This is a genomic window from Arthrobacter mangrovi (genome assembly GCF_026011795.1).
Classification (GTDB): domain Bacteria; phylum Actinomycetota; class Actinomycetes; order Actinomycetales; family Micrococcaceae; genus Crystallibacter; species Crystallibacter mangrovi.
On sequence record NZ_BRVS01000001.1, the window covers coordinates 438,268 to 463,883 of the forward strand.

Here is a 25,616-nt window from a genome sequence, read left to right on the forward strand (position 1 = left end):
TCGCCTCCGACGCGGACAAGACCTCGCTGGTCCTGAAGGACAACGCAGGTGTCGCGATGAATCCCGCGCTGCTGGGATGCCGAAGCGGACGTGTGGAGCACGCCGGCAGGGGACTACACCGTCCGCGTCGGAGGATCCTCGGGCGATATCGAGCTGTCCAGCACTGTCAAGGTCAGCACCTCCAGCGGGCAGAAGGACTGAGCGGCCCGCTGGCTGAAGCCCGGAAATCGCGGGCCGCCTGACCACCCAGGCAGACGGCAACGCCGGACAGGGGTGGCACCGGAGAAAATCCGGTGCCACCCCCTTTTTTGCCGGCGGCATGTTCGAGTCCGGCCGGTTAGCCTGGCTCCACCCGATTAATCAGCTTGCCAGCTCTGCTGCTTCGCGGGATCGGATAGTAAATCCGCGGTAGCCGTCGGCGGCGATTTCCTGGGTGAGGCGGCGGTAGTTGTGGACGCCGCCGAGGTACGGCAGGATCTGGCGGGGCTTGCCCTCAACGTTGGCCCCGGAGTACCAGGAGCTGGACTGCGGGAACAGCGTGAAATCGGCGACTTCACTGGCGTGCCGAACCCATTCCTGCTCGGCTTCCTGTGTGGGCTCGATCCGGTCGATGCCTTTCTCCTCCAGGTAGCCGAGGCAGGCGGTGATCCAGTCGACGTGCTGCTCGATGGAGACCATCATGTTGCTCAGCACGGAGGGGCTCAGCGGGCCAGTGACCGTGAACAGGTTCGGGAAGCCGTTGACGGCCAGCCCAAGGTAGCTGCTTGCCGCGGCGTCCCACTTTTCCTTGAGCGACTGGCCGCCGACGCCGCGGACATCGATCCGTGTGAAGGAACCGGTAACGGCGTCGAACCCCGTGGCCAGCACCAGGTAGTCGACCTCATAGGTGCGCGCCGCCGTCGTAATTCCCTTCTCGGTGACCTCCGTGATGGGTTCCTTGAGCAGGTTGACCAGGGTGACGTTCTCGCGGTTGAACGTCTCGTAGTAGCCGGTGTCGATGCAGAGGCGGCGGGTGGCGATGGGATAGCCGGAGGGTGTCAGGGCGGCTGCCGTTTCCGGGTCCTTGACGCGCTCGGCGATCTTGCGTGCGACGAATTCGGCGGCGGTGGCGTTGGCCTTCAGGTCGGTCATCTGGTCTATGAACATGCCCTGGAATTTGAACGGCGCACCCTCCTCATACACTTCCTCGAAGATAGCGTTGCGCTCTTCCTCGGTGACGTCGAAGGCGGACTTGCCCGTGTTCTCCAGCGCGAGTCCGTCCAGCGAATCCCGGGCGGCGGCGCGCAGCCGGGCATACTCCCGCTTGACCTGCTCCAGCTCCTTCGGCTGCAGGGGCCGGTTCTTCGCGGGCAGGCTGAAGCTGGGGGTGCGCTGCAGGACGTAGAGATGCTCGGCGCTCTTGGCGATCTCGGGTATGGCCTGGATGCCGGAGGAGCCGGTGCCCAGCACGGCCACGCGCTTGCCGGTGAAGTCGACGGGTTCTTCGGGCCAGTCGAAGGTATTGAGGAGGGTGCCTTGGAACCGGGAGAGGCCCCGCAGGTCCGGGATCTTCGTGGCAGAGAGCACGCCGGTGGCGAGGATGCAGAACTTCGCGGTGAGGCTTTCGCCTTCCTCGGTGCGGAGAGTCCAGACGCTGGCCTCGTCGTCGAACTTCGCGGAGCTGACCTTGGTGTTGAACTGGATGTCTCGGCGCAGGTCGAAGCGGTCCGCCACGTGCCGGGCGTAGGACAGCAGTTCCGGCTGAGCGGCATAGCGCTCGGTCCAGTTCCATTCCTGCTGCAGTTCTTCGTCGAAGGAGTAGGAGTAGTGGATGCTTTCGACGTCGCAGCGGGCGCCCGGGTAGCGGTTCCAGTACCAGGTGCCGCCTACCTCCGGTGCAGCCTCGAGGACGCGGGCGGAGAAGCCCCGGCTGCGGAGGCGGTGCAATGCCATGAGGCCGGACCAGCCGGCGCCGACGATCAGGACGTCGAAATCAGTGGTGTGGGTCATCTCTGGACCTTCCTAGGCGTCGAGGGGCTCGGAGACGGCGGAAAGCTCTTCGGCTGCGTCCAGGCGCGCGGCCAGGAACCCGCCGGCGGCTGCGAGCGCGTCCCGGCCTTCGCTGAGCATGAAGGCGAAGAGCGGCCAGTCGTGGAACAGTCCGGCGCCGATTTCCAGGCGGGCGCTGGTGCCGGCCGCCCCGGCGCGGGCGGCCAGACGCACAGCGTCGTCGAGGAGGATTTCCGCTGACCCGGCGTGGATGAACAGCGGTGCCAGGCCGGAGAGGTCCGCGTAGATGGGCGAGGCCATTGGGGTCCGCGGGTCCGCTCCATTCAGGTAGTCGTCGGCCGTCTTGCTCAGCCCCGGGGCGTCGAGGAGCTTGTCCTCGTCCGCCTTGGAGACGACTGTTTCGCCGGTGAGGGCCAGGTCCGCCCACGGCGAGAGCAGCCAGGCTCCGGCCGGCTGGAGCAATCCGGCGTCCTTGATGGCGACCAGCAGCGCGGCGGCCAGTCCGCCGCCCGCCGAGTCCCCGGCCACGGCGATCTGCTGGGGTGCGAAGCCTTCCTCGAGCAGGCCGCGGTAGGCATCCAGTGCGTCGTCGATGGCCGCCGGGTAGCGATGCTCCGGTGCGAGCCGGTACTCCGGCGAGAAGAGCGAGGTGCCGGCGGCGCGGGCGATGTTGGCCGCCAGGGAGCGGTAGCCGAAGGCCGTTCCGACCACATAGGCCCCGCCGTGCAGGTACAGCAGCACGCGGTCCTGGCGGTCTTCGCCGGCCAGCCAGACTCCCTCGATCCCGCCGATGGTCCGGGTTTCGAATTCCAGGGTCTCGTCGACCGGCAGGGACGCCAGCAGTTGATCGAAGTCGCTGCGGGCCTTGCCGGTTTCGTCCTTGAAGTCCGGTCCGCCCTGCTTCATGAGCTCCATGATCTGGTTCAGCTCGGCAGTAGTCACTGTGTTTTCCTCTCACGCTCGCCGGCTGGGATGCCGGGCATGCATCCATGGTTGCAGTGAGCTGGATCACTCTTCTGGTGATTCCGTGCGGAACGGTGGAGCGAGAGTGCAGTCTTTCAGCGCATGCTTCGACGGAGGCTGGAGGGCGGAACGCCGAAGGCCTGCCGGAAGGTCTTGCTGAAGTGGCCGGCGTCGAGGAAGCCCCAACGCGCGGCGATTTCCGAGACCGACTGCGCGGCCAGCAGCGGATCACCCAGGTCCTGGCGGCAGTGCTCGAGCCGGCGGGTGCGGATCCAGGCGGCGACGGTGTGGCCCTCCGTCCGGAACAAGCTATGCAGGTGCCGAATGGAGATGAAGTGCGCGGCGGCAATGGACGACGGCGTGAGGTCCGGTTCCGGCAGATGGTCCTCAATGTAGCGGTAGATCTGCCGCAGCTGCACGGACGCCCCCTGCTGAGGAAGGGCATCCAGCTTGTCGGCCAGGAGGGTGCCGATCAGGTCCAAGCCGATGCGAGACAACCGCTCCCCCGTCGGTCCGTTGAGCTCGTCGAGGTTCTTGATCAGTCCGTGCATGTAGGAGGCAACCATGGCGCCGAGCCCGGTGGTGCCGTCGATCTTGAGGCCGGCAAACGACTGCGCGTCAGGAGCAACGCAGCGAATCACGTCGGCAGGGAACATGGCGACGAGGAAGGAGAAGTCTTCCTCGTGCACCATGGAATAGGGCCGCGAGGTGTCGTACAAGGTCATATCGCCGGGCTGCAGGACGACTTCCCGTCCGTCCTGGACCATGAGGCTCGTGCCGGTGAGGTGCAGCGAAAGCTTGAGGTACCCGCCGTCGTTCTTTGAAATGAGGTCCGGCCGGCGCTCAATGATATGGGCGGACGAAGAAATGTGGGACATGAGCAACTGGTTGGAACCGGCGGCACGCACATGGCCTCTGAACCCCTTGGAACCGGGCAGCGACATGCGCAGCGGCGGGAAGGCGGCGCCCACGATCGATTTCCAGCGCGCGAAATTCGTGGACGTCTCGCCCGCAAAGTCCACATCGGTTTTCCGGACAGTCAGCTTCGACATCAGGTACCTCTCTGTACTGCCAGTCATTGTGCCCTCCCCCAAGCGGAAGGCTGGAGTTGATTACGGAGAAGTCCCCGCATGGTCATCCATGCGGGGACTTCCGTTACCGGCTCAGGCGCTGGTGCCTGCTGGGATTCCGGTGATGAACTCGGCGGCTTTTTCGCCGATGAGGACCGAGGGGGCGTTGGTGTTGCCGGTGGGGACGAGCGGCATGATGGAGGCGTCGGCGATGCGGATGCCGTCGAGGCCGCGGACCTTGAGGCTGCGGGGGTCGACGACGGCGAGCTCGTCCAGGCCCATCTTGCAGGTGCCGACCTGGTGGTGGTAGGTGACGGCGGTTTCGCGGACGTAGCGCTCCAGGTCCTCGTCGCTGTCGGAGTACTCGGCTCCGGGGTAGACCTCTTCGGGTCCCCACTCGGCCAGGGCTGCGGTGCGGCCCATCTCGCGGCACTGGCGGACCGACGCAACCAGGGCGCGGACGTCCTCCTCGGCGGTGAGCGCGCCGAGGTCGATATTGATCGGGTCCTCCGGGTTGGGGCCGGAGAGTGTGATTTCGCCGCGGCTGAGCGGGCGGACGATGCCGCCGATGAGGGAGAACCCGTTCTCGGGACCGGTCATGTCGTCCAGGAAGTACATGGGGATGGAGAAGTGGATCGGCTGGGTGTCGGGCACGGCCAGGTCCGGGTTGCTCTTCCAGAAGTGGTGGGTCTCCGCGGCGGCGACCTGCGACGGCGGGACTTCCTTCTTCGTGGTCGTGTAGATGACCGGCGAGAGCAGGTGGTCATGCAGGTTCTTGCCGACGCCGGGCAGGTCCAGCACGGGCTCGACGCCGGCCTCGCGCAGCTCCTCGGCGGGGCCGATTCCGGAGCGCAGCAGCAGTTCGGGCGAGTTGATGGCGCCGGCGGCCAGGACGGTCTCCCCCGCGCTCAGCCGGTGCAACTGGCCGTCCTTTTCGTATTCGACGCCGGTGACGGTCCCGTCCGTAATCAGCAGGCGCCGGACGTGCGCGTTGGTGATCAGCGTGAGGTTCTGGTGCCCGACGACGGGCTTCAGGTAGGCGTGCCAGGTGTTGAACCGCTTGCCGTTGCGGACGTTGAGCTGCATCTTGGAGACGCCCTCGACGTCGCCGGAGTTGTAGTCCTCGTTGAGCTTCACGCCGACTTCCTGCGCGGCCTCGAGGATGTCGTCCTGGACCGGGTTCCGCGGGAAGTCCTCCACGACGTCGAGCAGGCCGGAACCACCGCGCGTATCGGAAGCACCGCCGTCGTACTTTTCAATGGCCTTGAAGACCGGCAGGACGTCCTGCCAGTTCCAGCCCGGGCAGCCCAGGTACGCCCAGGTGTCGTAGTCCTGCTTGGCGCCGCGGACCCAGATGGTGGCGTTCAGCGCGTGCGAGCCACCGGTGACCTTGCCCCGCGGCAGGTGCAGGCGGCGGCCGCCGCAGGCCTGCTGCTCGGTGGTGAAGTAGTCCCAGTCCTCCGGGCCGTGCCAGAGCGCGCCCGCCGCGAAGACGTCCGCAATCACCGGGTTGGTGTCCTCGCCGCCGGCTTCCAGCACCGCCACGGTCTTCCCCGCGTCAATCAGCCTGCGGGCGACGACCGAACCGGCCGAACCGGCGCCGACCACAATGAAATCCAACTCGTTGACTGCCATCCTTATACTCCCAACGTTGAGGTGATTCGGCTCACGCAATTACTGGTTCTTCAGTCTGTGATGAACGGAGCAGGAGTGGCTTGGATATCAGCGCAGGGTGCATGGAAACGGGTGCACTCAACAGGCGGCTCCATCCCGGTACAGTCGGCGTAGCTCGCCACCACTGGGCGCTGACACGGGATCGTCTTGCGGTGACGAGGCAGTGCCCGTGAATCAGGCAGAGGCGCAGAACGATACGATCCACCGCACTGTGAGGATGTTTACCGCCTTGATCGCCGCCGCCCGATCGCGGGGCTTTGCCGCTGTCGGCCTTACTGTGCCGGCTGATTCAATGCACCTTTGAAAGCATCTTTCTTGTCCTACACACAGCCCTTTTTCGGGTGCATCCCGAATATGTCTTCGATAGCGTTAATTCATGGCAATCGCGACTTTCGAAGCGCAGCAGGAAGCCCCCGGCTTCCTCGCTTCCGTGCGCTGCGCGTTGCGGGAATTCGCCTTTGCCTTTCGCCAAGACGCGGCCTTACAAGATCCCCAAGAACTGGCCGAGTGCGTGGCGCTCTTGGAGGATCTCTCAAGGACTGTCGAACAACTGCAGATAACTGGCGCGCATGCCGTCGACCAACAGAATCTAGCGGCGTTGCTCGGCCGCGACCCGAATAACCCGGAGTCGAAGTCCGAGTTCCGCGACACTTCGGATTACCTCCGTTCCCGGCTGCGCATCAGCCGGAGCGAAGCCAACCGCAGGATTCGCCTAGGCGCTGGCACGATGCCGCAAACGCTCATCAGCGGCGGCGAAGCGCCGCCGAAGTACGAACACCTGGCAGCCGGATTGGCTGAGTCCGAAATCGATGGCAAGGCCGCAACGCTCATCCACGACACGCTGGAACGGGTCCGTCCCGTCGCTTCCCCTGAGGACTTCGCTGCGATGGAGCAGCAACTGACCCGGCAGGCCGCCGAGTCCGATCTGGACACACTGCGCGTCATCACCAGGAACTGGGAAGCCGCCATCGACTCCGACGGCCGGGAGCCGAGCACCGAACAATTGGCCGCCCAGCAGGGTGTGTTCGTCAAACCGAAGCGCTGGGGCCTCAACAGGTTAGAAGTCGTTGCGACCGACGAACAGTACGAACACCTGATCACCGCCATGAACACGCACACGAACCCGCGCCTGCGCAAGACGTTCGCGGCCGAAGGCGATTCCTCGGCCGCGCAGGACGCCGGCTTGGACGTGGATGACCGCCCGGCCCCCGACTGGCCGATGCCTACCCGCCCCCAACAGTTGCTGCAAGGCCTGGTCGGCTCCTGCCAGATCGCCCTGTCCACGGACGGACTCCCCGCCAGCGGCGGCCACCGACCGCAGGTCATGGTCACGATCGACTTCCAGGATTTGGTGAAGCAGATCGGCGCCGAAGCCGGGACCTCGGGGCAGGCCGTGTTCGGCGGACTCATCACACCCCGCACCGTGCGCAAAATGGCCTGCGACGCCGACCTCATCCCCGTCGTCCTCGGCGGAAAGGGCGAAGTCCTCGACGTCGGACGCGCCCAGCGCCTCTTCACACCCGCCCAGCGCCGCGCACTCGTTGCACGCGACAAAGGCTGCGCCTTCCCCGGCTGCACCATGCCCGCGCACTGGACCGAAGCCCATCACATCCGCTTCTGGAAAAAGCACAAGGGCCGGACATCGGTCGCAAACGGAGTGCTGCTCTGCTCGTTCCATCACCACCTGGTTCACGCGCAAGACTGGACGATCGAATCCGTCGACGGGATACCGTGGTTCATCCCCCCGGCCTACATCGACCCGTCCCAGGTGCCACGACGCAACCGCTTCCGGCATCTGCCTGCCCTGAAACGCGGCGAACGACTCGATGCCGCGGCTCCGCAAGAAGACGAGCGGAGCCTGACCATGGACGGACGTCTCCTGTTGGCGACTGCCTCGGGCTCATCCAGCCAGCCATCGACCGAACCGGCCGAGGGCTGGAGGCGACCCTTCGGCGACGGGCCGCTGCAGCCGGATGCGCCTCCTTGGTAAAGCGCCACGGCAGCGCTCGTTCCGCCCGGGCCCTCCTGGTGGGGTGCCGATATAGCCCAAAAGCCTTGTGCACGTCACGTCTGGCAGCAAACCATACATACGCCCTCACGACATTCCCGCGAAAGCAAGCGGCCGCCGTCGTAATAGCCCAATCCCGGTACGGAATGCAGTTCCTTGGCCCGTAGTGCCTTTTGCCGCCCGAGGACTATAGTGATGCGACCGTGGAAGGGAACGGGAGCATGACTGAGATTTTGCTCAGGCAGGGAAACGGCTGGGCTGCTCCTAAGGTCGCCGGATATGCATTGGAAAGCGAGATGCAGGCACTGCTTGCCGCCCATCCCGCGCTGGTGCCCGGGGTCGGGCCGGCGGCCGCGTCCTGCCGCGAATTCCTGACGGAGCCGGGACCGATAGACCTCGTCATTGTGGACGAGAACGGCGAGCTCACCCTGGTCGAGTGCAAGCTCGCCGCGAACCCGCAGATCCGGCGCGAAATCGTCGGGCAGCTCTTCGACTTCGCGTCCTGTTTCTGGAAGATGGACGTCAATGACTTCCTGGCGAAGTGGCGCCACCGGGGTTCGGACCTGCTCGCGGCCCTGGACGACGAGAAGGCCGACGTACTGCGCGAGGCGATCGCCCGGAACCTGTCCGACGGGCGGTTCCGGCTGGTCCTGGCCGCCGACCAGATCAACAGGCCGCTAAGGCGCATGGTGGAGTACTTGAACGCCATGAGCGGACCGGAAACGTCGGTGATCGCCGTCGCGTACACGCGGATGTTCCACGGGGAGGTGGAGCTCCTGGTGCCGGAGATCTACGGGCAGGAGTCGGCCGAGGCCAAGGCCAACAGGTCGAGTGCGGCCAGGGTTGTCTGGGACCTGCCGACCTACCGCTCGTGGATCCAGGAGAACGACTCGCAGGCAATCGCCGGGTTCGACGTGCTGGTGTCGGCGGCGGAGCTGGCCGGACTGATGCTCACCGGCTCACTGGCCGCCAAGCCCTCCGCGGGCTTTCCGATCCCGGACTGCTCCGGAAAACAGCTCGGCACGTTGTCGGTGCTGGCCTACAACGGCATGGGCACGTCGGTGGAGCTGAACTTCAACCGGCTGGCGTCCAAGCCGGAGGACGAGCGGCCTCCGGCCGGAATCGTGCAGGCGTTCCTGGACAACCTCGCGGACATCCCCGAGTTCAGGCCCGTTGCGGACAATCTCAGGACGACCGATTTCAGGAGCCGCGCACCCAACGTGCCGCTGCGCGTCCTCTCGCCGGGCACGATCGACAAGCTCGTGGCCGCCCTCAAGGGACTGATGGCGCGTCCGCAGTAGTTCCGTCACGCCTGCGGTTCCCGATGCTCTCGGACGAAAAGTTCGCCCTGCAGGAAGCCCTGGACCTACCAGGTCTTCAAATGGCTGGCAGCCAACCCGCGCTGCTGGCATCGGCCGCCTTCCATTCACAAATGGTGGGCATCACCCAAGCTTCTTCCAATGCCCTTCGGAAACGACCTCAACGGAGCCGTCGGTGACCTTGATAGCTGTCTGCTCGTCGATGGCGTAGGCAGGGACGCCTATGTCGGCAGCCCACCGCTCGGCGTGGGCCAGGGTGTTGCCCGGGAAAGCGTCCAGGTGCGGAAAGATCGAAAAATCCACCACCCCCAGAGTCCGATCATCCGTCGCGGACGGCCACTCGACGAAGTATTCGCCGATCCGGGGCGTCATCACCATGCTTCCGGCACTCACTCCCACCCACACCGTGTCGGGAAGTGACGGCAGTAGCTCGGCCAGTCCGGATTCCCGCATCCAATGGGACAGGTACGTCGCGTCGCCGCCGTCGACCAAGAGCACATCAGCCTCCCGAACCCAAGGGACCCACCGATCCGCGCCGATGGTGGGCAGCGCGGTGAGCTCGAGAACACCGAGCGACGCCCAGCCCAAACCGGACAAATGACGGAAGTCGTGCCCGGCGGCCAGGAGGCCCCGCACCGATGCCGGTCCGCACATCGGGTGACCCCACTGCGCTGTAGGAACGACCAGGGCGCGGCACTGGGCGACCGGCTTGTCGAGAAGCTGCACGAGCGCCGCGTGAATGCTCGGGTTCGTCACGCCGCCTGAGGTAAGCAAGAGCTTCAAACGTGCCTCCAGAGTCAGTAGGTGCGCGTGGACGCAGACCTCACGTTGGTCTGCCCCTCCATGATAGAAATACCCGGCGCTGGCCGATCCCGCTGGCTGTCTGGGTAAGGGATCCTCGAACGGATGCTCGGAGGCGCTTAGTCCGTTTCCGGTCCGAAGCAGTATGCACAATCCGGCTCGGAGCAAGGTGCGTCGTAAGGACCGAGGTTCTCCGACGAAAAAAGCCCGGCGCTGTCGGGGACTGCACTGCCAGGGCCTGCACTGCCGGGGCCTGCTGCGGTGGTCAGAGTACTCGTCATTGAGTCGCTCATGCGAAGTGCCTTTCATCGGCGTTGAAATTAGATGCTGCTAGCCCAGCTTTGCAGGTTGCGTTTCGTCGAGTAAAGCGAGCTTTTCCGATGCGTACCGGTCGGCGAAACCGAACAATAAACGGCGCTGGCCGCGGGCTTCACTGTTTCGTTCGCTACTGTGCCGCGGCCGGAAAGCCCCACGCGCCAAGTCCCAAGCGATGGTGCGCCCGGAAACATCCCGGGCGCACCGCCGTCGTTGTTGGTGTAGGTACCTACCGGCCGATGGGCTTGGCCAAAAGCCGGTTGGCGGCGAAGCGCGCGGGGCCCAGGAAGTCCAGGTCGACGAAGGGTGTCTCCCCTAGGGCTATCTGGGCGGCGAGTTCGCCGATGGCGGGGGCATGCTTGAAGCCGTGTCCGGTGTCGCCGCTGGCAACGATGACCCTCGAGGCCGGGTTCAGCCGGCCGAGGAGGAACTGGCCGTCGAGGGAGTCCGTGACCATGCACATCTTGGCCTCGATGGGTTCGGGGTCCAGACCGGGGAAGGCGTGGGCGACGAGGCCGGAGAGCTGCTGCCAGTCCCGCTCGCGGGTGACGGTGCGGTCGATGGTGTCGGGGTCGCAGTCCTCGAAGTTGGTGCCGTCGTCCCACATGCCGACCTTGATGGCGTGGCCGGGTCCGGAGCCGTGGCCCCAGATGCCGGAGCCGCTGGGGAGGTCGCGGATGAAGGCCGGGAACTGCGGGAGCGCAAAGCTGTCGGTGTCGGCGGCCGGGCGGAACCAGAACATCGGCATGCGGCGGGGCTGGAGCACGTCGGACAGCTCCGGCAGCAGGCCGGGGGCCCAGCAGCCGGCGGAGACGACGACGTGTTCGGCGCGGATGATGTCGGCGTCGGTCTCGATGGTGACGCCGCCGCCGTCGTCGCTGATGGAACGGACCGGCGTGCCGGTGAGGACGCGGGCGCCCAGTTCGACGGCCTGGCGGGTCGCCGCTTCGACGGCACGCTCCGGGTAGTTGATACCGCCGAAGGGATCGAGCAGACCGACGTCGTCCGGGTCAAGGTTGCCGTACTGCGGGAACCTCGAGCGCAGCTCATTGTGGGCGAGGAGTTCCGTCTTGATGCCGGCGGCCTCCGCGGCGGCGAGGGAACCTTGAATGGTTTCGCTGCCGTAGCTTCCCACCATGAGCGCCTTGGTGGTGGTGAGCTGGACGGTGCGGGTGTCGCTGCCTAACTCATCCCACAGTTCCAAGGCGCGCAGCCCGACGGGGCCAAGCTGCGGATGCTCGCGGCAGGCCACGCGGAACAGCCTCGTGAGGCCGTGGGACGAGCCTTGGTCGTGCGCCGTAGACCGCGCCTCGATGCCGATCACCGAGACTCCGCGCTTGGCCAGCCGCCACAGGGCGTTCGAGCCCCAGCCGCCGAGGCCCACTACGACGACGTCTGCCTGCAGTTCCATGCTTTCCTCTTCTCTTGGTTGTCTTGCCTCGCGGTCGGGCCGAGGGGCCGGAAGCAACAGCGTGCTGCTTTAGCGGTGTGCCTGTCAGGCCGGACGGCCGGCGGCAATGGTGTGCTCCGCGACCCGTTCGCGCAGCCAGTCGAGGATCTCCTCGCGGAACTCCCCGAAGCCCTTGTGGGCCACGAGGTCCGGCGGCAGCTCCTCCATCACGGCGTGCAGCTGGGAGGCCCATTCGGGGACGGTGACGATGTCGGCGAGCGGGCACAGGTGCGTCTTCACGAGGAACAGCACTGCATTGGACGTCGGCAGCCGGACGCTGTGCTGGACCTCGACGCGCAGCCGGGTCTCCCCGTAGGCGCCGTCTTCGGTGATGCGGCGCAGCGTATCGGCACCCCAGGTCGGGAACTGCTCCAGGCTCATGTCCAGCCGGGGGCTGACCGCGATCACCCAGCTGGTCCGGCGGTAGTTCTCGCCCGGCACCAGGTTCATGAGGAACTGTTCGGTGCGGGACACCATGCCGTTCTCGTGGATGCGCGGGACCGGCCCATGGATGTCGCCGAAGCCCATGCCCACCACGAACGTGTTCGACCACGTGCCGGAGAAGCTGAGGGCGACGCCGTCGGCGAACAGCCGGCCTTCGCGCTGGTCCAGCAGGACGATGTCTTCCTGCAGCTGGGTGGCGGCGAAGCGCAGAGGGGGCATCGGGAGGGAACTTTCGACGCCGAACTCGAAGTCCGCGGTGATGTCCAGCAGGTCGTTCCGCCAGTGGTAGGTGTCGCCGCTGCGGTCCAGGTGCATGGACTCCGGGTAGGTCGCCGCGAGCTCGGTGAGGCAGAACAGCAGCGTGTCCCAGGCCGCCACGTCCATGTGCGGCAGGATCCGGCAGCGCTCCGGCTCGGCGTCGAAAATGCTCAGCCGCAGCGCGACGGTCTCGGCGTAGTGCTCGTCGATGTCGAGGATGTTGCCGCCCCACTCCCCCGCCGCGGTGGTCCGCACGGTGCGGGCCGGTTCCACATTCGCCGAGTAGCGGAAGACGGAATCGGCCAGCGGCCAGGGGTAACGCTCGATCGGGGTCTTGATCACAGCTCCAGCTCCAGTTCGTCGGTCTGCGCCCGGGAGACGCATGGGTAGAAACAGTCGTTGGCCTCGCGTTCGCGGGACGTGAGGATCAGGTCGCGGTGCTCGGGAATGCCAGCCGAGACGTCCACCCGGCACTGGCCGCAGACGCCCTGCCGGCACAGCGCGGGCACGGCGACGCCGGCTTCGGCGAGCGCGTCCAGGGCGCTGGTACCGCTGGGGACCGCGACCGCCCGGCCGGAAGCGAGCCGCACGGTGAACGGCTCTCCGGGCTCCCGCTCCGGTGCGGCGAAATGCTCGACGTGCAGCCGTTCCTCGGGCCAGCCGAAGCTGCCGCCGAGCTCCTGGAACGCCGTCATCACGCCGGCCGGCCCGCAGGCGTAGGCGTGCGTCCCGACCGGCTGCTGCCTCAGCCGCTCGGCAAGGACGTCGGCCAGCCGGCCGCGGCCCGCCGCCTCGAACAGCCGGCCCGGTGCCAGCCGCCGCAGGTCCTCCAAGTGCGGGGCTCCGGCTGCGGAGTAGCCGTAGACCACCTCGAAGGAGCGGTTCCAGCGCAGCGCGGCGCGGACGTGGGACAGGATCGGCGTGACCCCGATCCCGGCGGCGACGTACAGGTGGTGCTTGGCCGTCGCCACCGGGGCGAAGGCCGAACGCGGCGGGGACAGCCGGACGCTGTCACCGGGACGCAGCCGGTCGTGCAGCCAGGCCGAACCGCCGCCGTCGCCCTGGCGACGCACGGAAATGCGGTAACCGTCCGCCGTCGTTCCGTCACCGGTGAGCGAATAGGCGTTCGCCTTGCCGGACATTTCGACGACGATGTGCGAGCCGGGCGCGTATGGACGGAGCACGGCGCCCGGGCCAGCGGGCCGGAAGGTGAACTCCTTGACGTCCGGGGAGACCTCGCGGATGCTCTCCGCGACGAACACATCAGCCATGGAGCGCCTCCTGCAGGTCCGGAGTGCGGCTCTGACGTACCCGGCGCCGCTCGCGCGCGGCCCGGTCCGTGCCGAGGTACATGCCCGTGTGCAGGGACAGGTGCGGGTGCACTTCCAGGTCGAGGGCGCAGCCGGAGCAGCGGACCACCGAGCCGGGCCGGGCCTCGGCGAGGGTGTGGGACTTGCAGTGCGGGCAGTACACCCGGATGCGGCGCGAGTCCGTGACGAACAGCGTCAGCTCCACGTCCAGCAGCCCGGCCTCGCGGGCCGCGGCGGCAACGGCCAGCACCGCAGATTCCTCCCCGGCGGCCGCGATCCGCCATCCGACGCGCCGGCCGGCGGCCAGCGTGACCATTGTCTGGGGCAGGTCCTCGATCCAGGCCGCCAGGTACCGGGTGTCAACAACGACGGCGTCGTGCGGCACGGCTGCGTCCTCCAGCGTCCGTGCCCATCGCCTCAGCACGGCTTTGTCGGCTTCCCCGAGCGAGAACAGCGTGTAGCTGACGGCCGCGGGGTCGAGGCGGCCGGGTTCCGCCGGCCAGTCCGGCATGGACGTCTTCGGCGGGTACGGTGCGTCATCCATGGTCCGGGGCATCGGAGCGCCTCAGGCCGCGAGGAACGCGCGGGTGCGTTCGTTCTTCGGCGACTCCAGGACCTGCCGCGCGTCGCCCTGTTCGGCGATCAGCCCCTGGTCCATGAACACGAGCCAGTCGGAGACGTCGCGGGCGAAGCCGACTTCGTGGGTCACCACGACCATGGTCATGCCGGTCTCCGCCAGCTCCTTCATGACGGCGAGCACGTCCTTGGTGGACTCCGGGTCCAGGGCGGAGGTGGGCTCGTCGAAGAGCAGCACCTGCGGGTTCATCGCCAGGGCGCGGGCGATGGCGACGCGCTGCTGCTCGCCGCCGGACATCTGGTCCGGGTAGGCCAGGCCGCGGTGCCGCAGGCCTACGCGGTCGAGCAGCTGGACGGCGCGTTCCTCCGCCTCCGCCTGGGACCGGCCGCCGACCTTGGTCTGCGGGTAGGTGATGTTCTCGAAGGCGGTCAGGTGCGGGAAGAGCAGGAACTTCTGGAAGACCATGCCGATCTTCCGGCGCAGCGCGGGAAGATCGTGCAGGACCTGGCGGCTGCTGAAGAAGACCTGCTCGCCGAGGACCGTCATGTCCGCGGTGTCGGGCACCTCGAGCAGGTTGAGGCAGCGCAGGAGGGTGCTCTTGCCGCCGCCGCTCTTGCCCATCAGCGTGACGATGCTGCCGGCGCGGACGTCGAGGTCGATGCCCTTGAGCACCGGGCGGCCGTGGTAGGACTTCTCCAGGCCGCGGACGGAGATCGCTGTTTTCCCGGTGTTGGCGGGGGCTGAGGTGAGGGGCTGGTCGAGAGTCATCATGCGTTCACTTTCTGCGCGGGCGAATAGGACTCGAGGAGCGCCGCGGCGTGCTGCAGGCGCTTGCGGCGGCCGGGGCCCAGCGGCTTGCCGGCGGCCAGGCGGCGTTCGAGCCAGAGCAGGAACTGGGACAGCGGGTAGCACATCGCGAAGTAGAGGACGGCGATGACGAGGTAGACCTCGAGCGCCCGGAAGGTCTCGGAGGCGATCAGCTGCGCCTGGGTCATCAGTTCGGCCGCGGAGATGGTGATAAGGAGCGACGTCGATTTCAGCAGGTCCACCAGCATCGTGTTGGTTCCCGGCAGGGCGGTGCGCAGTGCCTGCGGCAGGATGACCGAGAAGAGCGTGGAGACCCGGCCGAAGCCAAGGGCCAGCGAGACCTCGGTCTGCCCGGTCGGCACGCTGGAGATGGCCGAGCGGAAGATTTCGGACAGGTAGGCACCGTAGAAGGCGACCAGGCTGAGCGTGCCGGCGGACAGCACGTCCAGTGTGATGTCCACGGTGGCCAGCCCGAAGTAGATGAGGAAGATGACCGCCAGCAGCGGGATGTTCTTGAACAGCTCGGTGTAGGCGGCGGCCAGCCCCCGGAGGACTTTGAACCGGCTGAGCCGGATGAGGGCGAGGGCCAGGCCGAGGATGAACGCACCGACGAAGCCGAGGACCGTGTACTGGAGGGTCGCGATGATGCCGTCGACCAGGTCGTCGGCATAGTCGGCCCAGGGAACGTTGAACATAGTCGTCACTTTCTGCTGGTCCCCGGCGGCGGCAGGTGCGCCGCCGCCGGGGTGAAGTGCTGGAAGGTTCGTTCGGAAGGCGTCAGTCGATGGTCGGCAGGGCCCAGTCGGCGTCGCGGTCGGCGGCCTGGCGCAGTTCGAGCATGCCCGGGCTCGGCTTCAGGTACGCTTCCGGATCCCCGCCCCACTTGGTGACGAGTTCCTCCATGGAGCCGTCGGCGTACATTTCGCCGATCTGCTCGCTGATGGCATCCGCGAGATCCTGGGACTGCTTGGCAACGTAGAAGCCGGTCATCGACGGCGTCAGGTACTGCCAGCCCGGGTGTTCCTTGATCTCCTCCGCCGTCGGGCTCTCGATGTACTGGGTGTTGAAGGACAGCTGCGGGTTCTTCTGTTCGGTGTAGCTGATGACCAGCGGGTCCAGCATTCCGACGGCGATGCGGTCCGCCTTCAGGTCGTTGAAGGTTCCGTTGGCGTCGGGGTAGGTATGCAGCGTGGCTCCAGGGGTGTCCTGGATGCTGGCGGTCCAGCTGTAGCCGGTGACCGTGCCCATGTGGAGCCCCTCGAGATCCTCCGCCTTTTCGTAGGTCTTCCCGTCCCCGACGGCCAGGGCCACCGGCGAGTAGTAGGGCGGGTCGGTGAAGAGCCCGGTCTCCTCGCGTTCCGGTGTCCAGAAGATCGAGCCGAGGGCCAGGTCGACGCGGTTGGTCTGCACCGCCGAGAGCATGCCCGAGAAGTCGGTCTGCTCGATCTCGATCTTGTAGCCCAGTTCCTCCGCGGCCGCGTTGAGGATTTCGCCGTCGAGCCCTTCAAGCTTGCCGTCATCCTCCCCGACGTATGGAAGGTACGGCATCATGGCGACCTTGATCGTGCCCGGCGTGAGGGTGGTCAGTTCCACCTTGGGCCCGGCGGCCTCTGCGGTGTCGCCGGACGACGCCGAACATCCCGCGAGCAGTCCCGCGGAGAGCGCGGCGGCGACGGCAAAGGCTTTCCTCGAATTGGCTTTCATACACGGGCTCCTGGATCTAGTGCGGGGTTTGTCTGTGATCCCCCAACTGACTGGTTCCAACCTAGTGAGCGCCTATTACCGCCGTATTACTAAGCCGTTGCGGTTTCCGGCGATGTTCGGGGCTTTTGTTTCAGGTTCCGTCAGGGAGGCACCACCGAAGTGCGCCGCCATACCACCCAAGCCGCGCGCTTACTAATATGGCAGTACTAAACAGTTGGCAGGACCCAGTGCGCCCGCCATGCCAAGGCAGGACCTTCGACCTTCGACCTCAACCACCAAACAGGACAGCGACATGACCGCAAACGCCGCAGGACGCCCGCCCGGGAACAGGGCCGCCATCGTCGACGCCGCCATCGAGGTCATCTCCCGCACCGGGCTGGCGGGCGCGCGCCTCAAGGACGTGGCGGCCGAAGCCAAGGTCTCCGTCGGGACGGTGCAGCACTACTTCGGTTCCAAGGAGAACCTGGTCGACGAGGCGCTCTACAGCATCGCCGCCGACACGGTGAACGCGATCCTTCGCTCCTCGCAGGCGGCAAGTTCCAAAACGGCCTGGGAGGAGCTGTGCGGCATGCTGGCGACGTATCGGGAGTGGGGCGATTACCCGAAACGCGCGCGGATGTGGCTGACCTTTGCCGCCTCCGGCCTGGACAACCCGGCCCACCGGCGCCTGATCCAATCCGTCTCGCAGCAGTGGGTCGCACCGTTCACCCAGGTCATCAGGCGAGGAACCCAAGACGGCGAATTCCACCCGGTCGCACCAGTCGAGGACATCGTCGACATCCTCCTGCGGCTGACCGACGGCTACACCATGAGCCAGGCCGCAGGGTTCCTCGAGACGGCCGGCCCGGTGGGAGCCGAGGTCACCGGCAGGTTCCGGACCGTCGCGGCTGCGCTGCTGGGCGTATCCGAACCGGCTCAGAGGTAGTCCGGCGCCGCTCCCAACCCGAAGAAATCCTCCAAGGTGCGGAAGCCGCCGTCGTTCATGTCCCCCACCAGGGAGGTGCCGACGTACCGCAGGTGCCACGGCTCGTAGGTGTAGCCGGTGGTAGCCTCGGCGCCCTTCGGGTAGCGGATGATGAAGCCGTAGTCATCGGCATGCTCGGCCGCCCACTTGCCGGCCGGCGTGTTCTCGAAGCACGGATCGAGGGCGCAGGTGCCGCCGGGGTTGCCGATGTCCATGGCCAGGCCGGTCTGGTGCTCGCTGTGGCCCGGGCGCGCGGCAAGGGTGTCGGCCGTTTCCTGGCCGTACTGCAGGACGTAGTTGTTGTAGAGGCTGGCCTGCTGGTTGTAGGAGCGGTAGCCGCTCACGGGCACGATGGTGACGCCCGCCTTCTTGGCAGCGCTGGCGAACTTCTTGTAAGCATCGGCGGCTTCAGCGCGCAGCGATTCGCCCTGGATCCTCGCCAGGCGGGACGGGACGTAATTCTGCGGGTTCAGCTTCCGGTGCTTGTTCACTACTACCTGCAGGCTGGAGGGCGCATCGATCTCATAGCCCTTGACGGTCGCCGCAGTGGCGGCTGGGGCTACGAGGCCCAGGCACACGAACATGGCCGGCAGCACAGCGAACATTCTGTTGATGACACTCACGAGGACCCCCAAGATGTTAAGAATGCGTCCGGCCACCCTATGTGCAGCGCGGAGGCGCGTCGAGGGAAGGACGCGTGCCACGGGACGCCGCACACGATTTTCGCGGTCCGTCCCGTCGGTTGGCTATTCCGGTGCCGCGCACACGAAGGCGGCGGCGGGAACAGTCACCGCCGCCGCTTCGCGCCCTGCCGCTACTTCTTGTCGGGGCCGGCGCCGATGGCCCAGACGCGCGGCGGAAGGTTGCCGTTGACGGAGTAGTCGCCGATGATGCGCGCCTTGAAGACCCACGGGTTGTGGTTGGCCGCGGTGCGGGCGTTGCGCCAGTGGCGGTCGAAGTTTTTCTTGGTGCTGGTGCCCGAGGCGGACAGCGCGTCGAAGACGTCCGAGGTGGCACGCGTGGCCAGGTCGGTCAGGACGACCTGGGCCTGGGCGCTCTCGAGTTCGGCGAGGTCGTTCAGGTGCTCTTCCTGCTCGAGGTCGCCGAGGGAAGCGGCTTCGTACGCGCGCTGCAGGGCCTGCGCCGCGCGTTCGACGGTGGCTTCGGCGGCGTAGGCCTTGGCGGAAACCTCGCCGATGACCTGCAGGATCTGCGGGTCCTCGCGGAAGGAGTCGGCGTTGCCGTGCGAGAAGATGCGGGTGCGGTTGCGGACCTCGGTGGCGATGTCGCGCTCGGCGGCCTTGATGCTGCCGGCGAGGACGGCGAGCAGCACGACCTGGTAGAAGGCGGTCTGGTACTTGAACCGGGTGTCGAAGTCGATCACGTTGTCGGCCTCGACCACGGCGTCCTTGAAGATGCTGGTGCCGGAGCCGGTGGTCTGCTGGCCGAAGCCGTCCCAGTCGTCGGAGTGCGTGACGCCGGGCTGGTGCGCGTTGACCACGGCGATAACCTTCACGTCGTTGTCCGTGCGCTGGGCGAAGGTGTCGATCCAGTCGGCGAAGATGCTGCCGGTCGAGTAGTACTTGGTGCCGTTGACGCGGAAGCCGCCGGTGGCCGAGTCCGGATCCGGGCTGACCTTGGTGATGACATCGCCGATCTTGACGGCGCCGACCTCGGTCCACGAGTTGCCGGCGATCTCGCCGTTCACGAAGCGCTCCAGCCAGACCGCGCGCTGCGGGCCGGAGGACACGAGCCGGTCCTCGACGAAGGCGAAGTGGCCGCGCAGCGCCTGCGGGATGTTCGAGTCCGCCGCGGCGAGCTCGGTCAGCAGGCGGAACAGCTGCGGCAGGGTGGCGCTGGCACCGCCGTCGGCCACGGGAACGCGCACGGCGCCGAAGCCGGCCTTGGTCAGCTCCTTGATCTGGTCGAAGGGCAGCTGGTGGTCCTGCTCGCGGGCGCTGGCGCCCTCGGCGATGCGGGCGAAGATCGGCCGGAAGCGGTTGGCCAGGGTCTCGTAGTCGGTCCCGGCGGCGTGGGTGCTTTGCGTGGTTACGGAGGTCATGACGGGCCTTTCGTTGTTGCGGGAATTTGGGAAGTCGGGTGGGTCAGACGGCGGCGGGTGCCGGTTCCTGGGCGGGCCGGGGCAGTTCGGCGGGGGCGGGTCCGGGCGCCTTGGCGGCGGGCGTGTGCTCGGGTTCCGGAAGTACGACGGCGGCACGGCCGTTGCGCCGGGCCAGGAACCCTGCGGCGGTGAACAGGAGGGCAATCAGGACGGCGGCCGCCGCGGCACTCCCCCAGCCCGAAGGCCAGGCGCCGTTCAGGCCCAAAATGGCGGGGACCGTCGTCGTTAGCTGGCTGGTGAGCAGCGTGGCCCAACCTGTGTAGGCAGTGACGGCGGACCTGCCGAGGGCTAGGAGCAGGAAGAACAGCGTCCACAGCACGGCCCAGCTGGACCACAGCACCGCGGAGAACGGGTCGGCGGCCAAATTGGATACCGCGTAGACCACGGCGAGCGCGGCGACGAGGCTGCAGAACCAGCCGACGCCGGCCGAGCCGAGGTCGAACAGCGAGTTCAGGCCGACGTAGGTATAGGTCAGGCCGAAAAGGACGACGCCCGCCGCGCTGAGCAACCGGGCCGGGTCGTCCGCCGCGGTCACGGCGATCAGGGTGGCCAGGATCAGCTGGAGGCCGCCGATGAGCAGGTTCAGGGTTCCGCTGTCGCGCGGCGGGATGCGTCCGAGCAGGGCCAGGCCGTTGATCAGCAGTGCCACGCCGGAGAGGATGAGGCAGATGAAGGACATGCGCAGGTTCCGTCTGTACGGGAGGGCTCGCGGAGGAGCCGGCTCGATGCTTGCCGGAACACGGTTGTGCCCGGCCGGATCTTCACCTGGGGCACCCCACCACGAAGAGGGTTGCCGTCCAACCAGCCAGGGCTTCGCGTTGGAACTCGTGATCTGTTGAAAAAGCTATGCCGCGCCGGCCGCCGGCGGCAACGATTTGGGGCGAAGATGACGGAAGGTCACGCCCTGTTACCCGCCGCGCGGTTCAAGATTGCAGGGGCTTGCCAGCAAGGCCCGCGATCCGCTAGTGCAGCTGCGCGCCGCCACTCCGAGCCGGACCTGGTTCAGCGGCACGGCCCGGCGGACCGGGAGCGCCTGATCAGGCGAGGCCCTTGTCCTGGAGCCAGGCCGCTGCGGCGTCCTTGGGGTTCTGCTTCGCGTCTCCGGAGACCTTCTCGTTGAGCTGCATGAGGTCCTCGGTGGTCAGCTCCTGCGAAACCTTGTTCAGGATGTCCTGGGCCTCGCCACCAACAGTGCCGGTGCTGATCAGGGGAAGCACCTGCTGGGCGGCGAAGAGGTCCTTGGTGTCCTCCAGCGCGACCAGGTTGTTGGCAGCGATCAGCGGGGACGTGGTGAAGATGTTGGCGGCCTGGATCCGGTCGTCCAGCAGGGCCTGAAGCGTCAGGGCCCCGCCGCCGTCGTTGAACGGGACGAACTCCTTCGGGACGCACCCGTAGACGGCCTTGAGTCCCGGCAGTCCCTGCGGGCGCTCCTGGGCCTCAGGCGGCATGCCGAGGGCAATTTCGTCACAGATTCTGCCGAGGTCCTCGAGGGATTCCAGTCCGTGCTTGGCAGCAGTCTGTTGAGTGACAACGAGCGAGTCCTTGTCCTCCGCGGCTGCCGGTTCCAGTACCGCGAGCCCCTCCGGCAGCTTTCCGGGTAGTTCCTTCATTACTTCTTCGGCGCCCCGTGCCGAGGTGCCCTCGTCCAGGTAGCGCAGGAGATTGCCGCTGTAATCGGGCACGAGGTCGATGGAACCGTCCTGCACCGCCCGGACGTAGACCTCGCGGGATCCAATCCGCGGTTTGGTGGCCGCGGGGACGCCTCCGGCGTTCAAAGCCCCGGCGTAGATCTCGGCAAGGGTCTCGCTCTCCGGGAAATTTGCCGATCCCACGAGCAGGGGCGCCTCGGACCCGCCCGCCCCGGCACTGGCCTCTCCGTCCTCGAAGGGGCTGGCGTTGCAGCCCGCCATGCCGAGGACGAGCAGGAGCCCGGTGGTCAGAACCGCTGGAAGTCTGAAGGCGTTCGGCATGAAGGTGGTCCTTAGAGGTAGTCCAAGCTGTGCTCACAGGCTAGACGACCGAATGCGGCGCAACCAGAAGGCGCAGGTTTCCTGCGTGGCGGTTGTCAGATTCCCGGCAGGAGGTCCGGCACTGCGGAGGTGGCATTGCCCCGGGCGCCGAGGCGTCCCGGGGCAATGCCCTGCCCCTTCTCGCGGCAGGGGCACAAAGGAACGGGTCTGGGGGTCGGCCCCGCTCCGCGGGCCGGGCCGTCCGCAAAGGGGCGGGTGATCCGGCACACTCTGAGTCTGCCTGTCGCGGCGCCGCCGGGCCAGATTCCAGTTCTGGGGATGGCCGGAACCCCCAAATGAGTGGCTTAGGGCGTAATTTTCACTATCCTGAAGGCTGGTTCCCCGCTTCCCCATCGACGCATCCCGTCCCCCGCGGGCGGCCGGCGACGACAAGGGAAAGCTGACTAGATGATGGCGAGTGCAACCGGTTCCGGCGGATCAGGCAAGCCGCGGAACCGCGTACCCGATGGCGTCCTGCGGTCCGTGGGCTTCCTGTCCTTCTTCGACCGCTTCGGCACGCCGCCGATGCTCGTGGTGCTGGCCGAACGGACGGACCTGTCGCTTGGCCAGGCGGTCCAGCTGGTCGCGGCGTACGCCCTGCTTTACGCCGTCGGGCAGCCGGTCTGGGGGTTGCTGAGCGATAGGTTCGGCCGCCTGGCGATCCTCCGCACGGCGCTGGCGGGAGTCCTGGTCGGGTCGGTGGCCAGCACGCTGTCCGGCAGTTACCTCCCGCTGCTGCTGGCGCGGGCGTTCACCGGCCTGATGGCGGGCGCGCTCTACCCGACGCTGATGACGATCCTCGGCGACACACGGACCGGGATCGACCGGGCCCGCGGGCTCTCCGACCTGCAGATCTACTCGTCGCTCGGGACGACCATCGCGGCCCTCGCCACCGGCACCCTCGCCGCCCTGGTGGACTGGCGGCTGGTCTTCGCGCTGCCGGCCGTGGGCTGCCTGGTCCTGCTGGTCCTCCTGCGCGGCGTGGAAATCGACGGGCACTCGGGGCGCGGCGGCGTCCGGCTGGCACACGCGTTCTCGCCTTCCGCTCTGGGCATCTACGGGCTGGCGGTCCTGGAGGGTGCCGTGCTCATGGGCATCCTGACGTACATCGTCCCGGCCCTGCAGAACGCAGGGGTCGGGGTCAGCCTGGCCGGCATGCTGGCCGCGGGATTCGGCGTCGGAGTCATCCTCGGAGCCCGCATCATGCGCCGGCTGGTCCAGCGGTTCACCCGCACGCAGCTCATCGCCATCGGCGGAAGCGTACTGGTCACGGCATTCCTGGTTTCGTCGTTGTCGCACGCGCCAGCTGCGGTAACAACGACGGCGGTGCTCGTCGGCGTCTCCAACGCCGTCCTTCACTCCTCGATGCAGGGATGGGCCACCGACATCGCCCCGCAGGCCCGCGCCACGAGCGTGGCTCTGTTTGCCGGCTCGCTGTTCCTTGGAAGCTCACTGCAGAACTTCCTTACCGCCGGACTCGCCGACGACCGGCAGTACGGCACCATCTTCCTCATGGCCCTGGTCGCAAGCATCTTCCTGACGGTTATCGCCGCCCTGGGCCACGCCTCCTGGAAGCGCGTGCACTCCACCTGACTGGAGGCCGGGCCGGCACCGGGGTATGGACGCGGGTCCATCGACGCCGGCACGAACCGATGCCAGTTCCCGCCGGCGAATGCGCTAATCGGCGAGGGCGATGACTTCCAGCTTGCTACCGGGCCCCGCGATCACCAGGACACGGTCGGCCCGGACGTCCGCCAGCGCCCGCTCGAGCCGGGCGGCTACAGGTTCTTCCGGCTCCGGCCCTTCCCGACCTGCTTCCGGCGCTGCCGGGGCATCGGCTCGCGTCCACACCGTGATCCGTGCGCCGGTCACTTCCTCCGCCGCCCGGCGCCAGGGTTCGGGGTCTCCCGCGGAGACAAGGACGATGTGGCCGATGGGTCGTGACGCGGCGGGCGGGCGGGAGGGGACGGCCGGCCGCTCGTGCCGCCACACGCTGAAGTGGTATCCGGCGACCAGTCCGGTGGCCGCCAGCAGGCCGAACGGCGCGCGGATCCGGTCGACAAGGCTGCCAGGGGTGGTGCCGTCGAGCAGGAGCTCGAACACCCGATAGCCGATCACCAGCAGTGTCACCAGTGCCACCACCGCGCTGATGCCGAACACCGTGATCAGGTAGACCCGCCGGCCCGCCGGTTCCGGCGCGGCCGCAGTTGTCCTGCCGGCTCTGCCGGGCCGCCAACTGCGCCACCACAGGGGTCCGCCGACGGCGAGCGCGCTGATACCGCCGAGCAGGAGGGTGCGCGGGTCCGTTCCTGCGAGGGTGTTGCCGGCGAGGGCGAGGAGGGAATCCACGACGACGCCGATTCCCGTCGCTGCTGCGGCCAGGCCCACCCCGCACACCACGAGCCTCGCTCCCTCCCTGGTGCCTTCCGTCCTGCGCGCGGCCACCGATGCGTGGTACAGCCAGACCCCGGTGCCGACGGCTCCCGCGGCCACCGCGAATCCCAGGGGCTCCAGCAGCTCGCTCACGGGTTCCGAGCGGTCGAAGGCAAGCCGGAGGATGACGAACAGCAGTGTCCCCCACCCCGTCACGGCCAGCACACAGGCGCCGAGGACGCCGGCCACCACCAGAGCCACGTCCGCGAGCCGCGAGCGCAGGCGCCGGCCTCCTTCATGGAACCAGTGCCACAGCCAAAGGATGACGCCGGCAGCCGCCCAGGCAAGGGCTTGCAAGGCGAACACCCACCACGGCCTGCCGACCGCCGTCGTACCCGTCAACGCTTCGACCGCCGAGTCGAACAGCGCGGCCAGCGCCGTGACGGTGCCGCCGGTGCCGATGACCAGGCCGTAGACGGTGCCGGCGACGGCGGGAACCGGAGTGAGCCGGAGGGGGCCCTTGCCGGGATGCCGCCACATCCACCGGTGCCAGAACCAGACGGCGCCCCAGACCAGGGCTCCGCCGATGGTCATCCCCCACCCGGCCGTCCGGCCGGCGATCAATTCGGACAGCGTGGCGAGCAGCGAGGTCGTGGAGATGACCATGGACACTACGTACATCGCGGCCACGTAGAGGCCCCAAGCCAGCGAGGACCGCTCGGCCGGTTCTCCGAGCCGCCGCCACACTGACCACCAGAGGATTGCGGCCAGCGGCCCGCCGATGAGGAAGAAGGCGAAGCCCTGCGCGAGGCCGGCGACGTCGCCGGCGACGAACTCGGACCCGATCCCGAGCAGCCGTCCCAGCAAGGCCCCGGCGCCGCTGGCGGCAATGGACACCAGGACGAAGAGCAGCGTGTAGACGACCAGATGGCGCACGGTCCGCTGAACGGTTCCCGCTCCGGGACCGGACGCCGGTGCCAGCGCCGCCGTCACAGGGCCGCCGCCTTGCTGGTGCACAAGGCGAACTGCCAGGGTGTCGACTCGATGAGCCACCGGCCGTCCTCCTTGACGAGGTCGAAGACCTCCTCGGTCTCGTACTCGGACATGCCGAAGGGCCCGCCGTCGCTGGACGTCACGATGAGCACCTTCACGTCGGCCGAGCTCTCCCGTTCGAATGTGGAAATCAGGGAGACCCGGAGGTTGTCTGTGTAAGGCTGCTCCGGCTCGCTGCAGCGTTCCCGGGCCTCCGCCGTCAGGTACTGCTCCGCCGCGTCCTCGTCGCCGTCGATGATCGCGGCCGTATAGCGCTGGACCACGCCCGCGGGAGAGGCGGCGTCGAGGGGCTTCGGCGTGCCCCGGGTAAAAACCAGGGCCAGCGCCGCGACCACAAGGACTCCGACCAGGACAAGAATCCCGAGCAGCAGGCGCCGCGGCCGGGTCGCAGAGTCATTCATGGCAT

General features: G+C 67.5%; 22 protein-coding genes and 1 riboswitch. Of the genes, 4 read left to right on the top strand and 18 right to left on the bottom strand.

All coding sequences use genetic code 11. The features are described from left to right. Window positions 1-360: 360 nt before the first annotated feature. The 4 genes from AHIS1636_RS01955 to AHIS1636_RS01970 form a co-directional block, all read right to left on the bottom strand. A complete protein-coding gene (locus AHIS1636_RS01955; RefSeq protein WP_264794117.1) occupies window positions 361-1,989 on the bottom strand; it encodes a flavin-containing monooxygenase in 1,629 nt (542 codons plus the stop codon). Between the two features lie 12 nt (window positions 1,990-2,001). Next, entirely contained in the window at window positions 2,002-2,931 is a 930-nt protein-coding gene (locus AHIS1636_RS01960; protein WP_264794118.1) for an alpha/beta hydrolase, read from the bottom strand. A 116-nt stretch (window positions 2,932-3,047) separates the two neighbouring features. Then, entirely contained in the window at window positions 3,048-4,031 is a 984-nt protein-coding gene (locus AHIS1636_RS01965; RefSeq protein WP_264794119.1) for an AraC-like ligand-binding domain-containing protein, read from the bottom strand. Window positions 4,032-4,115: 84 nt separating this feature from the next. Continuing rightward, window positions 4,116-5,657 (bottom strand): GMC family oxidoreductase, encoded by a 1,542-nt coding sequence (locus AHIS1636_RS01970; RefSeq protein ID WP_264794120.1) that lies wholly within the window; start codon window positions 5,655-5,657, stop codon window positions 4,116-4,118. A 415-nt stretch (window positions 5,658-6,072) separates the two neighbouring features. On the opposite strand from AHIS1636_RS01970, the gene AHIS1636_RS01975 reads away from it, so the two are divergent. Beyond that, window positions 6,073-7,686, top strand: a complete 1,614-nt coding sequence (locus AHIS1636_RS01975) for an HNH endonuclease signature motif containing protein (RefSeq protein ID WP_264794121.1) — start codon at window positions 6,073-6,075, stop codon at window positions 7,684-7,686. 239 nt (window positions 7,687-7,925) lie between these two features. Beyond that, window positions 7,926-9,005 (top strand): PDDEXK family nuclease, encoded by a 1,080-nt coding sequence (locus AHIS1636_RS01980; RefSeq protein ID WP_264794122.1) that lies wholly within the window; start codon window positions 7,926-7,928, stop codon window positions 9,003-9,005. A gap of 141 nt (window positions 9,006-9,146) precedes the next feature. On the opposite strand, the gene AHIS1636_RS01985 is transcribed toward AHIS1636_RS01980, so the two are convergent. The 8 genes from AHIS1636_RS01985 to AHIS1636_RS02020 all read right to left on the bottom strand — a co-directional run bounded on the left by AHIS1636_RS01985 (window position 9,147) and on the right by AHIS1636_RS02020 (window position 16,689). Then, the gene (locus tag AHIS1636_RS01985) at window positions 9,147-9,806 is read right to left on the bottom strand and encodes a Type 1 glutamine amidotransferase-like domain-containing protein (RefSeq protein WP_264794123.1); all 660 of its coding nucleotides are present in this window, start codon (window positions 9,804-9,806) and stop codon (window positions 9,147-9,149) included. A 562-nt stretch (window positions 9,807-10,368) separates the two neighbouring features. Continuing rightward, window positions 10,369-11,550: an N-methyl-L-tryptophan oxidase gene (gene solA, locus AHIS1636_RS01990; RefSeq protein WP_264794124.1), complete on the bottom strand. Its 1,182-nt coding sequence runs from the start codon at window positions 11,548-11,550 to the stop codon at window positions 10,369-10,371. A gap of 84 nt (window positions 11,551-11,634) precedes the next feature. Next, the gene (locus AHIS1636_RS01995; RefSeq protein WP_264794125.1) at window positions 11,635-12,633 is read right to left on the bottom strand and encodes a heme-dependent oxidative N-demethylase family protein; all 999 of its coding nucleotides are present in this window, start codon (window positions 12,631-12,633) and stop codon (window positions 11,635-11,637) included. Further along, window positions 12,630-13,562 carry a PDR/VanB family oxidoreductase gene (locus tag AHIS1636_RS02000; protein ID WP_264794126.1) on the bottom strand — a complete coding sequence of 311 codons (933 nt, stop codon included), beginning with the start codon at window positions 13,560-13,562 and terminating at the stop codon, window positions 12,630-12,632. The genes AHIS1636_RS01995 and AHIS1636_RS02000 overlap by 4 nt, the downstream gene beginning before the upstream one ends. After that, window positions 13,555-14,157, bottom strand: a complete 603-nt coding sequence (locus AHIS1636_RS02005) for a dimethylamine monooxygenase subunit DmmA family protein (RefSeq protein ID WP_264794127.1) — start codon at window positions 14,155-14,157, stop codon at window positions 13,555-13,557. Before AHIS1636_RS02005 ends, AHIS1636_RS02000 begins: the two co-directional genes overlap by 8 nt. A gap of 9 nt (window positions 14,158-14,166) precedes the next feature. Beyond that, a complete protein-coding gene (locus AHIS1636_RS02010; RefSeq protein ID WP_373875768.1) occupies window positions 14,167-14,946 on the bottom strand; it encodes an amino acid ABC transporter ATP-binding protein in 780 nt (259 codons plus the stop codon). After that, window positions 14,946-15,680, bottom strand: coding sequence for an amino acid ABC transporter permease (locus tag AHIS1636_RS02015; RefSeq protein WP_264794129.1), 735 nt, complete (start codon window positions 15,678-15,680; stop codon window positions 14,946-14,948). Before AHIS1636_RS02015 ends, AHIS1636_RS02010 begins: the two co-directional genes overlap by 1 nt. A gap of 82 nt (window positions 15,681-15,762) precedes the next feature. Beyond that, window positions 15,763-16,689 carry a substrate-binding periplasmic protein gene (locus AHIS1636_RS02020; RefSeq protein WP_264794130.1) on the bottom strand — a complete coding sequence of 309 codons (927 nt, stop codon included), beginning with the start codon at window positions 16,687-16,689 and terminating at the stop codon, window positions 15,763-15,765. A gap of 292 nt (window positions 16,690-16,981) precedes the next feature. On the opposite strand from AHIS1636_RS02020, the gene AHIS1636_RS02025 reads away from it, so the two are divergent. Next, window positions 16,982-17,614, top strand: coding sequence for a TetR/AcrR family transcriptional regulator (locus tag AHIS1636_RS02025; RefSeq protein ID WP_264794131.1), 633 nt, complete (start codon window positions 16,982-16,984; stop codon window positions 17,612-17,614). Here AHIS1636_RS02025 and AHIS1636_RS02030 read toward each other — a convergent pair. From AHIS1636_RS02030 to AHIS1636_RS02045, 4 genes are all read right to left on the bottom strand, one after another. Continuing rightward, window positions 17,605-18,276: a M15 family metallopeptidase gene (locus AHIS1636_RS02030; RefSeq protein ID WP_264794132.1), complete on the bottom strand. Its 672-nt coding sequence runs from the start codon at window positions 18,274-18,276 to the stop codon at window positions 17,605-17,607. The two genes, AHIS1636_RS02025 and AHIS1636_RS02030, sit on opposite strands and share 10 nt — an antisense overlap. A 191-nt stretch (window positions 18,277-18,467) precedes the next feature. Further along, window positions 18,468-19,715: an acyl-CoA dehydrogenase family protein gene (locus AHIS1636_RS02035; RefSeq protein WP_264794133.1), complete on the bottom strand. Its 1,248-nt coding sequence runs from the start codon at window positions 19,713-19,715 to the stop codon at window positions 18,468-18,470. 43 nt (window positions 19,716-19,758) lie between these two features. Then, window positions 19,759-20,454 carry an AmiS/UreI family transporter gene (locus tag AHIS1636_RS02040; RefSeq protein WP_264794134.1) on the bottom strand — a complete coding sequence of 232 codons (696 nt, stop codon included), beginning with the start codon at window positions 20,452-20,454 and terminating at the stop codon, window positions 19,759-19,761. A gap of 41 nt (window positions 20,455-20,495) precedes the next feature. After that, a riboswitch (SAM riboswitch) is annotated at window positions 20,496-20,608 on the bottom strand. 204 nt (window positions 20,609-20,812) lie between these two features. Then, complete coding sequence (locus AHIS1636_RS02045; protein WP_264794135.1) at window positions 20,813-21,745, bottom strand: ABC transporter substrate-binding protein; 933 nt, start codon at window positions 21,743-21,745, stop codon at window positions 20,813-20,815. Window positions 21,746-22,192: 447 nt separating this feature from the next. Between AHIS1636_RS02045 and AHIS1636_RS02050 the strand changes: the two genes are divergently transcribed. Continuing rightward, entirely contained in the window at window positions 22,193-23,377 is a 1,185-nt protein-coding gene (locus AHIS1636_RS02050; protein WP_264794136.1) for an MFS transporter, read from the top strand. Between the two features lie 84 nt (window positions 23,378-23,461). On the opposite strand, the gene AHIS1636_RS02055 is transcribed toward AHIS1636_RS02050, so the two are convergent. Together AHIS1636_RS02055 and AHIS1636_RS02060 are read right to left on the bottom strand one after the other, a co-directional pair. After that, entirely contained in the window at window positions 23,462-25,210 is a 1,749-nt protein-coding gene (locus tag AHIS1636_RS02055) for a DUF5671 domain-containing protein (protein ID WP_264794137.1), read from the bottom strand. Beyond that, window positions 25,147-25,611, bottom strand: a complete 465-nt coding sequence (locus AHIS1636_RS02060; protein ID WP_264794138.1) for an LpqB family beta-propeller domain-containing protein — start codon at window positions 25,609-25,611, stop codon at window positions 25,147-25,149. Before AHIS1636_RS02060 ends, AHIS1636_RS02055 begins: the two co-directional genes overlap by 64 nt. Window positions 25,612-25,616 lie beyond the last annotated feature (5 nt).

What these genes read in the sequence shown, in the direction of transcription:
- AHIS1636_RS02000 (WP_264794126.1), bottom strand. Translation starts at nt 13,562, where the DNA reads ATGGCTGATGTGTTCGTCGCGGAGAGCATCCGCGAGGTCTCCCCGGAC.
- AHIS1636_RS02020 (WP_264794130.1), bottom strand. Translation starts at nt 16,689, where the DNA reads ATGAAAGCCAATTCGAGGAAAGCCTTTGCCGTCGCCGCCGCGCTCTCC.
- AHIS1636_RS02035 (WP_264794133.1), bottom strand. Translation starts at nt 19,715, where the DNA reads ATGACCTCCGTAACCACGCAAAGCACCCACGCCGCCGGGACCGACTAC.
- AHIS1636_RS02010 (WP_373875768.1), bottom strand. Translation starts at nt 14,946, where the DNA reads ATGACTCTCGACCAGCCCCTCACCTCAGCCCCCGCCAACACCGGGAAA.
- AHIS1636_RS02005 (WP_264794127.1), bottom strand. Translation starts at nt 14,157, where the DNA reads ATGCCCCGGACCATGGATGACGCACCGTACCCGCCGAAGACGTCCATG.
- solA (WP_264794124.1), bottom strand. Translation starts at nt 11,550, where the DNA reads ATGGAACTGCAGGCAGACGTCGTCGTAGTGGGCCTCGGCGGCTGGGGC.
- AHIS1636_RS01970 (WP_264794120.1), bottom strand. Translation starts at nt 5,657, where the DNA reads ATGGCAGTCAACGAGTTGGATTTCATTGTGGTCGGCGCCGGTTCGGCC.
- AHIS1636_RS02050 (WP_264794136.1), top strand. Translation starts at nt 22,193, where the DNA reads ATGATGGCGAGTGCAACCGGTTCCGGCGGATCAGGCAAGCCGCGGAAC.
- AHIS1636_RS01980 (WP_264794122.1), top strand. Translation starts at nt 7,926, where the DNA reads ATGACTGAGATTTTGCTCAGGCAGGGAAACGGCTGGGCTGCTCCTAAG.
- AHIS1636_RS01955 (WP_264794117.1), bottom strand. Translation starts at nt 1,989, where the DNA reads ATGACCCACACCACTGATTTCGACGTCCTGATCGTCGGCGCCGGCTGG.
- AHIS1636_RS02045 (WP_264794135.1), bottom strand. Translation starts at nt 21,745, where the DNA reads ATGCCGAACGCCTTCAGACTTCCAGCGGTTCTGACCACCGGGCTCCTG.
- AHIS1636_RS02060 (WP_264794138.1), bottom strand. Translation starts at nt 25,611, where the DNA reads ATGAATGACTCTGCGACCCGGCCGCGGCGCCTGCTGCTCGGGATTCTT.
- AHIS1636_RS02040 (WP_264794134.1), bottom strand. Translation starts at nt 20,454, where the DNA reads ATGTCCTTCATCTGCCTCATCCTCTCCGGCGTGGCACTGCTGATCAAC.
- AHIS1636_RS01965 (WP_264794119.1), bottom strand. Translation starts at nt 4,031, where the DNA reads ATGACTGGCAGTACAGAGAGGTACCTGATGTCGAAGCTGACTGTCCGG.
- AHIS1636_RS02025 (WP_264794131.1), top strand. Translation starts at nt 16,982, where the DNA reads ATGACCGCAAACGCCGCAGGACGCCCGCCCGGGAACAGGGCCGCCATC.
- AHIS1636_RS01975 (WP_264794121.1), top strand. Translation starts at nt 6,073, where the DNA reads ATGGCAATCGCGACTTTCGAAGCGCAGCAGGAAGCCCCCGGCTTCCTC.
- AHIS1636_RS02015 (WP_264794129.1), bottom strand. Translation starts at nt 15,680, where the DNA reads ATGTTCAACGTTCCCTGGGCCGACTATGCCGACGACCTGGTCGACGGC.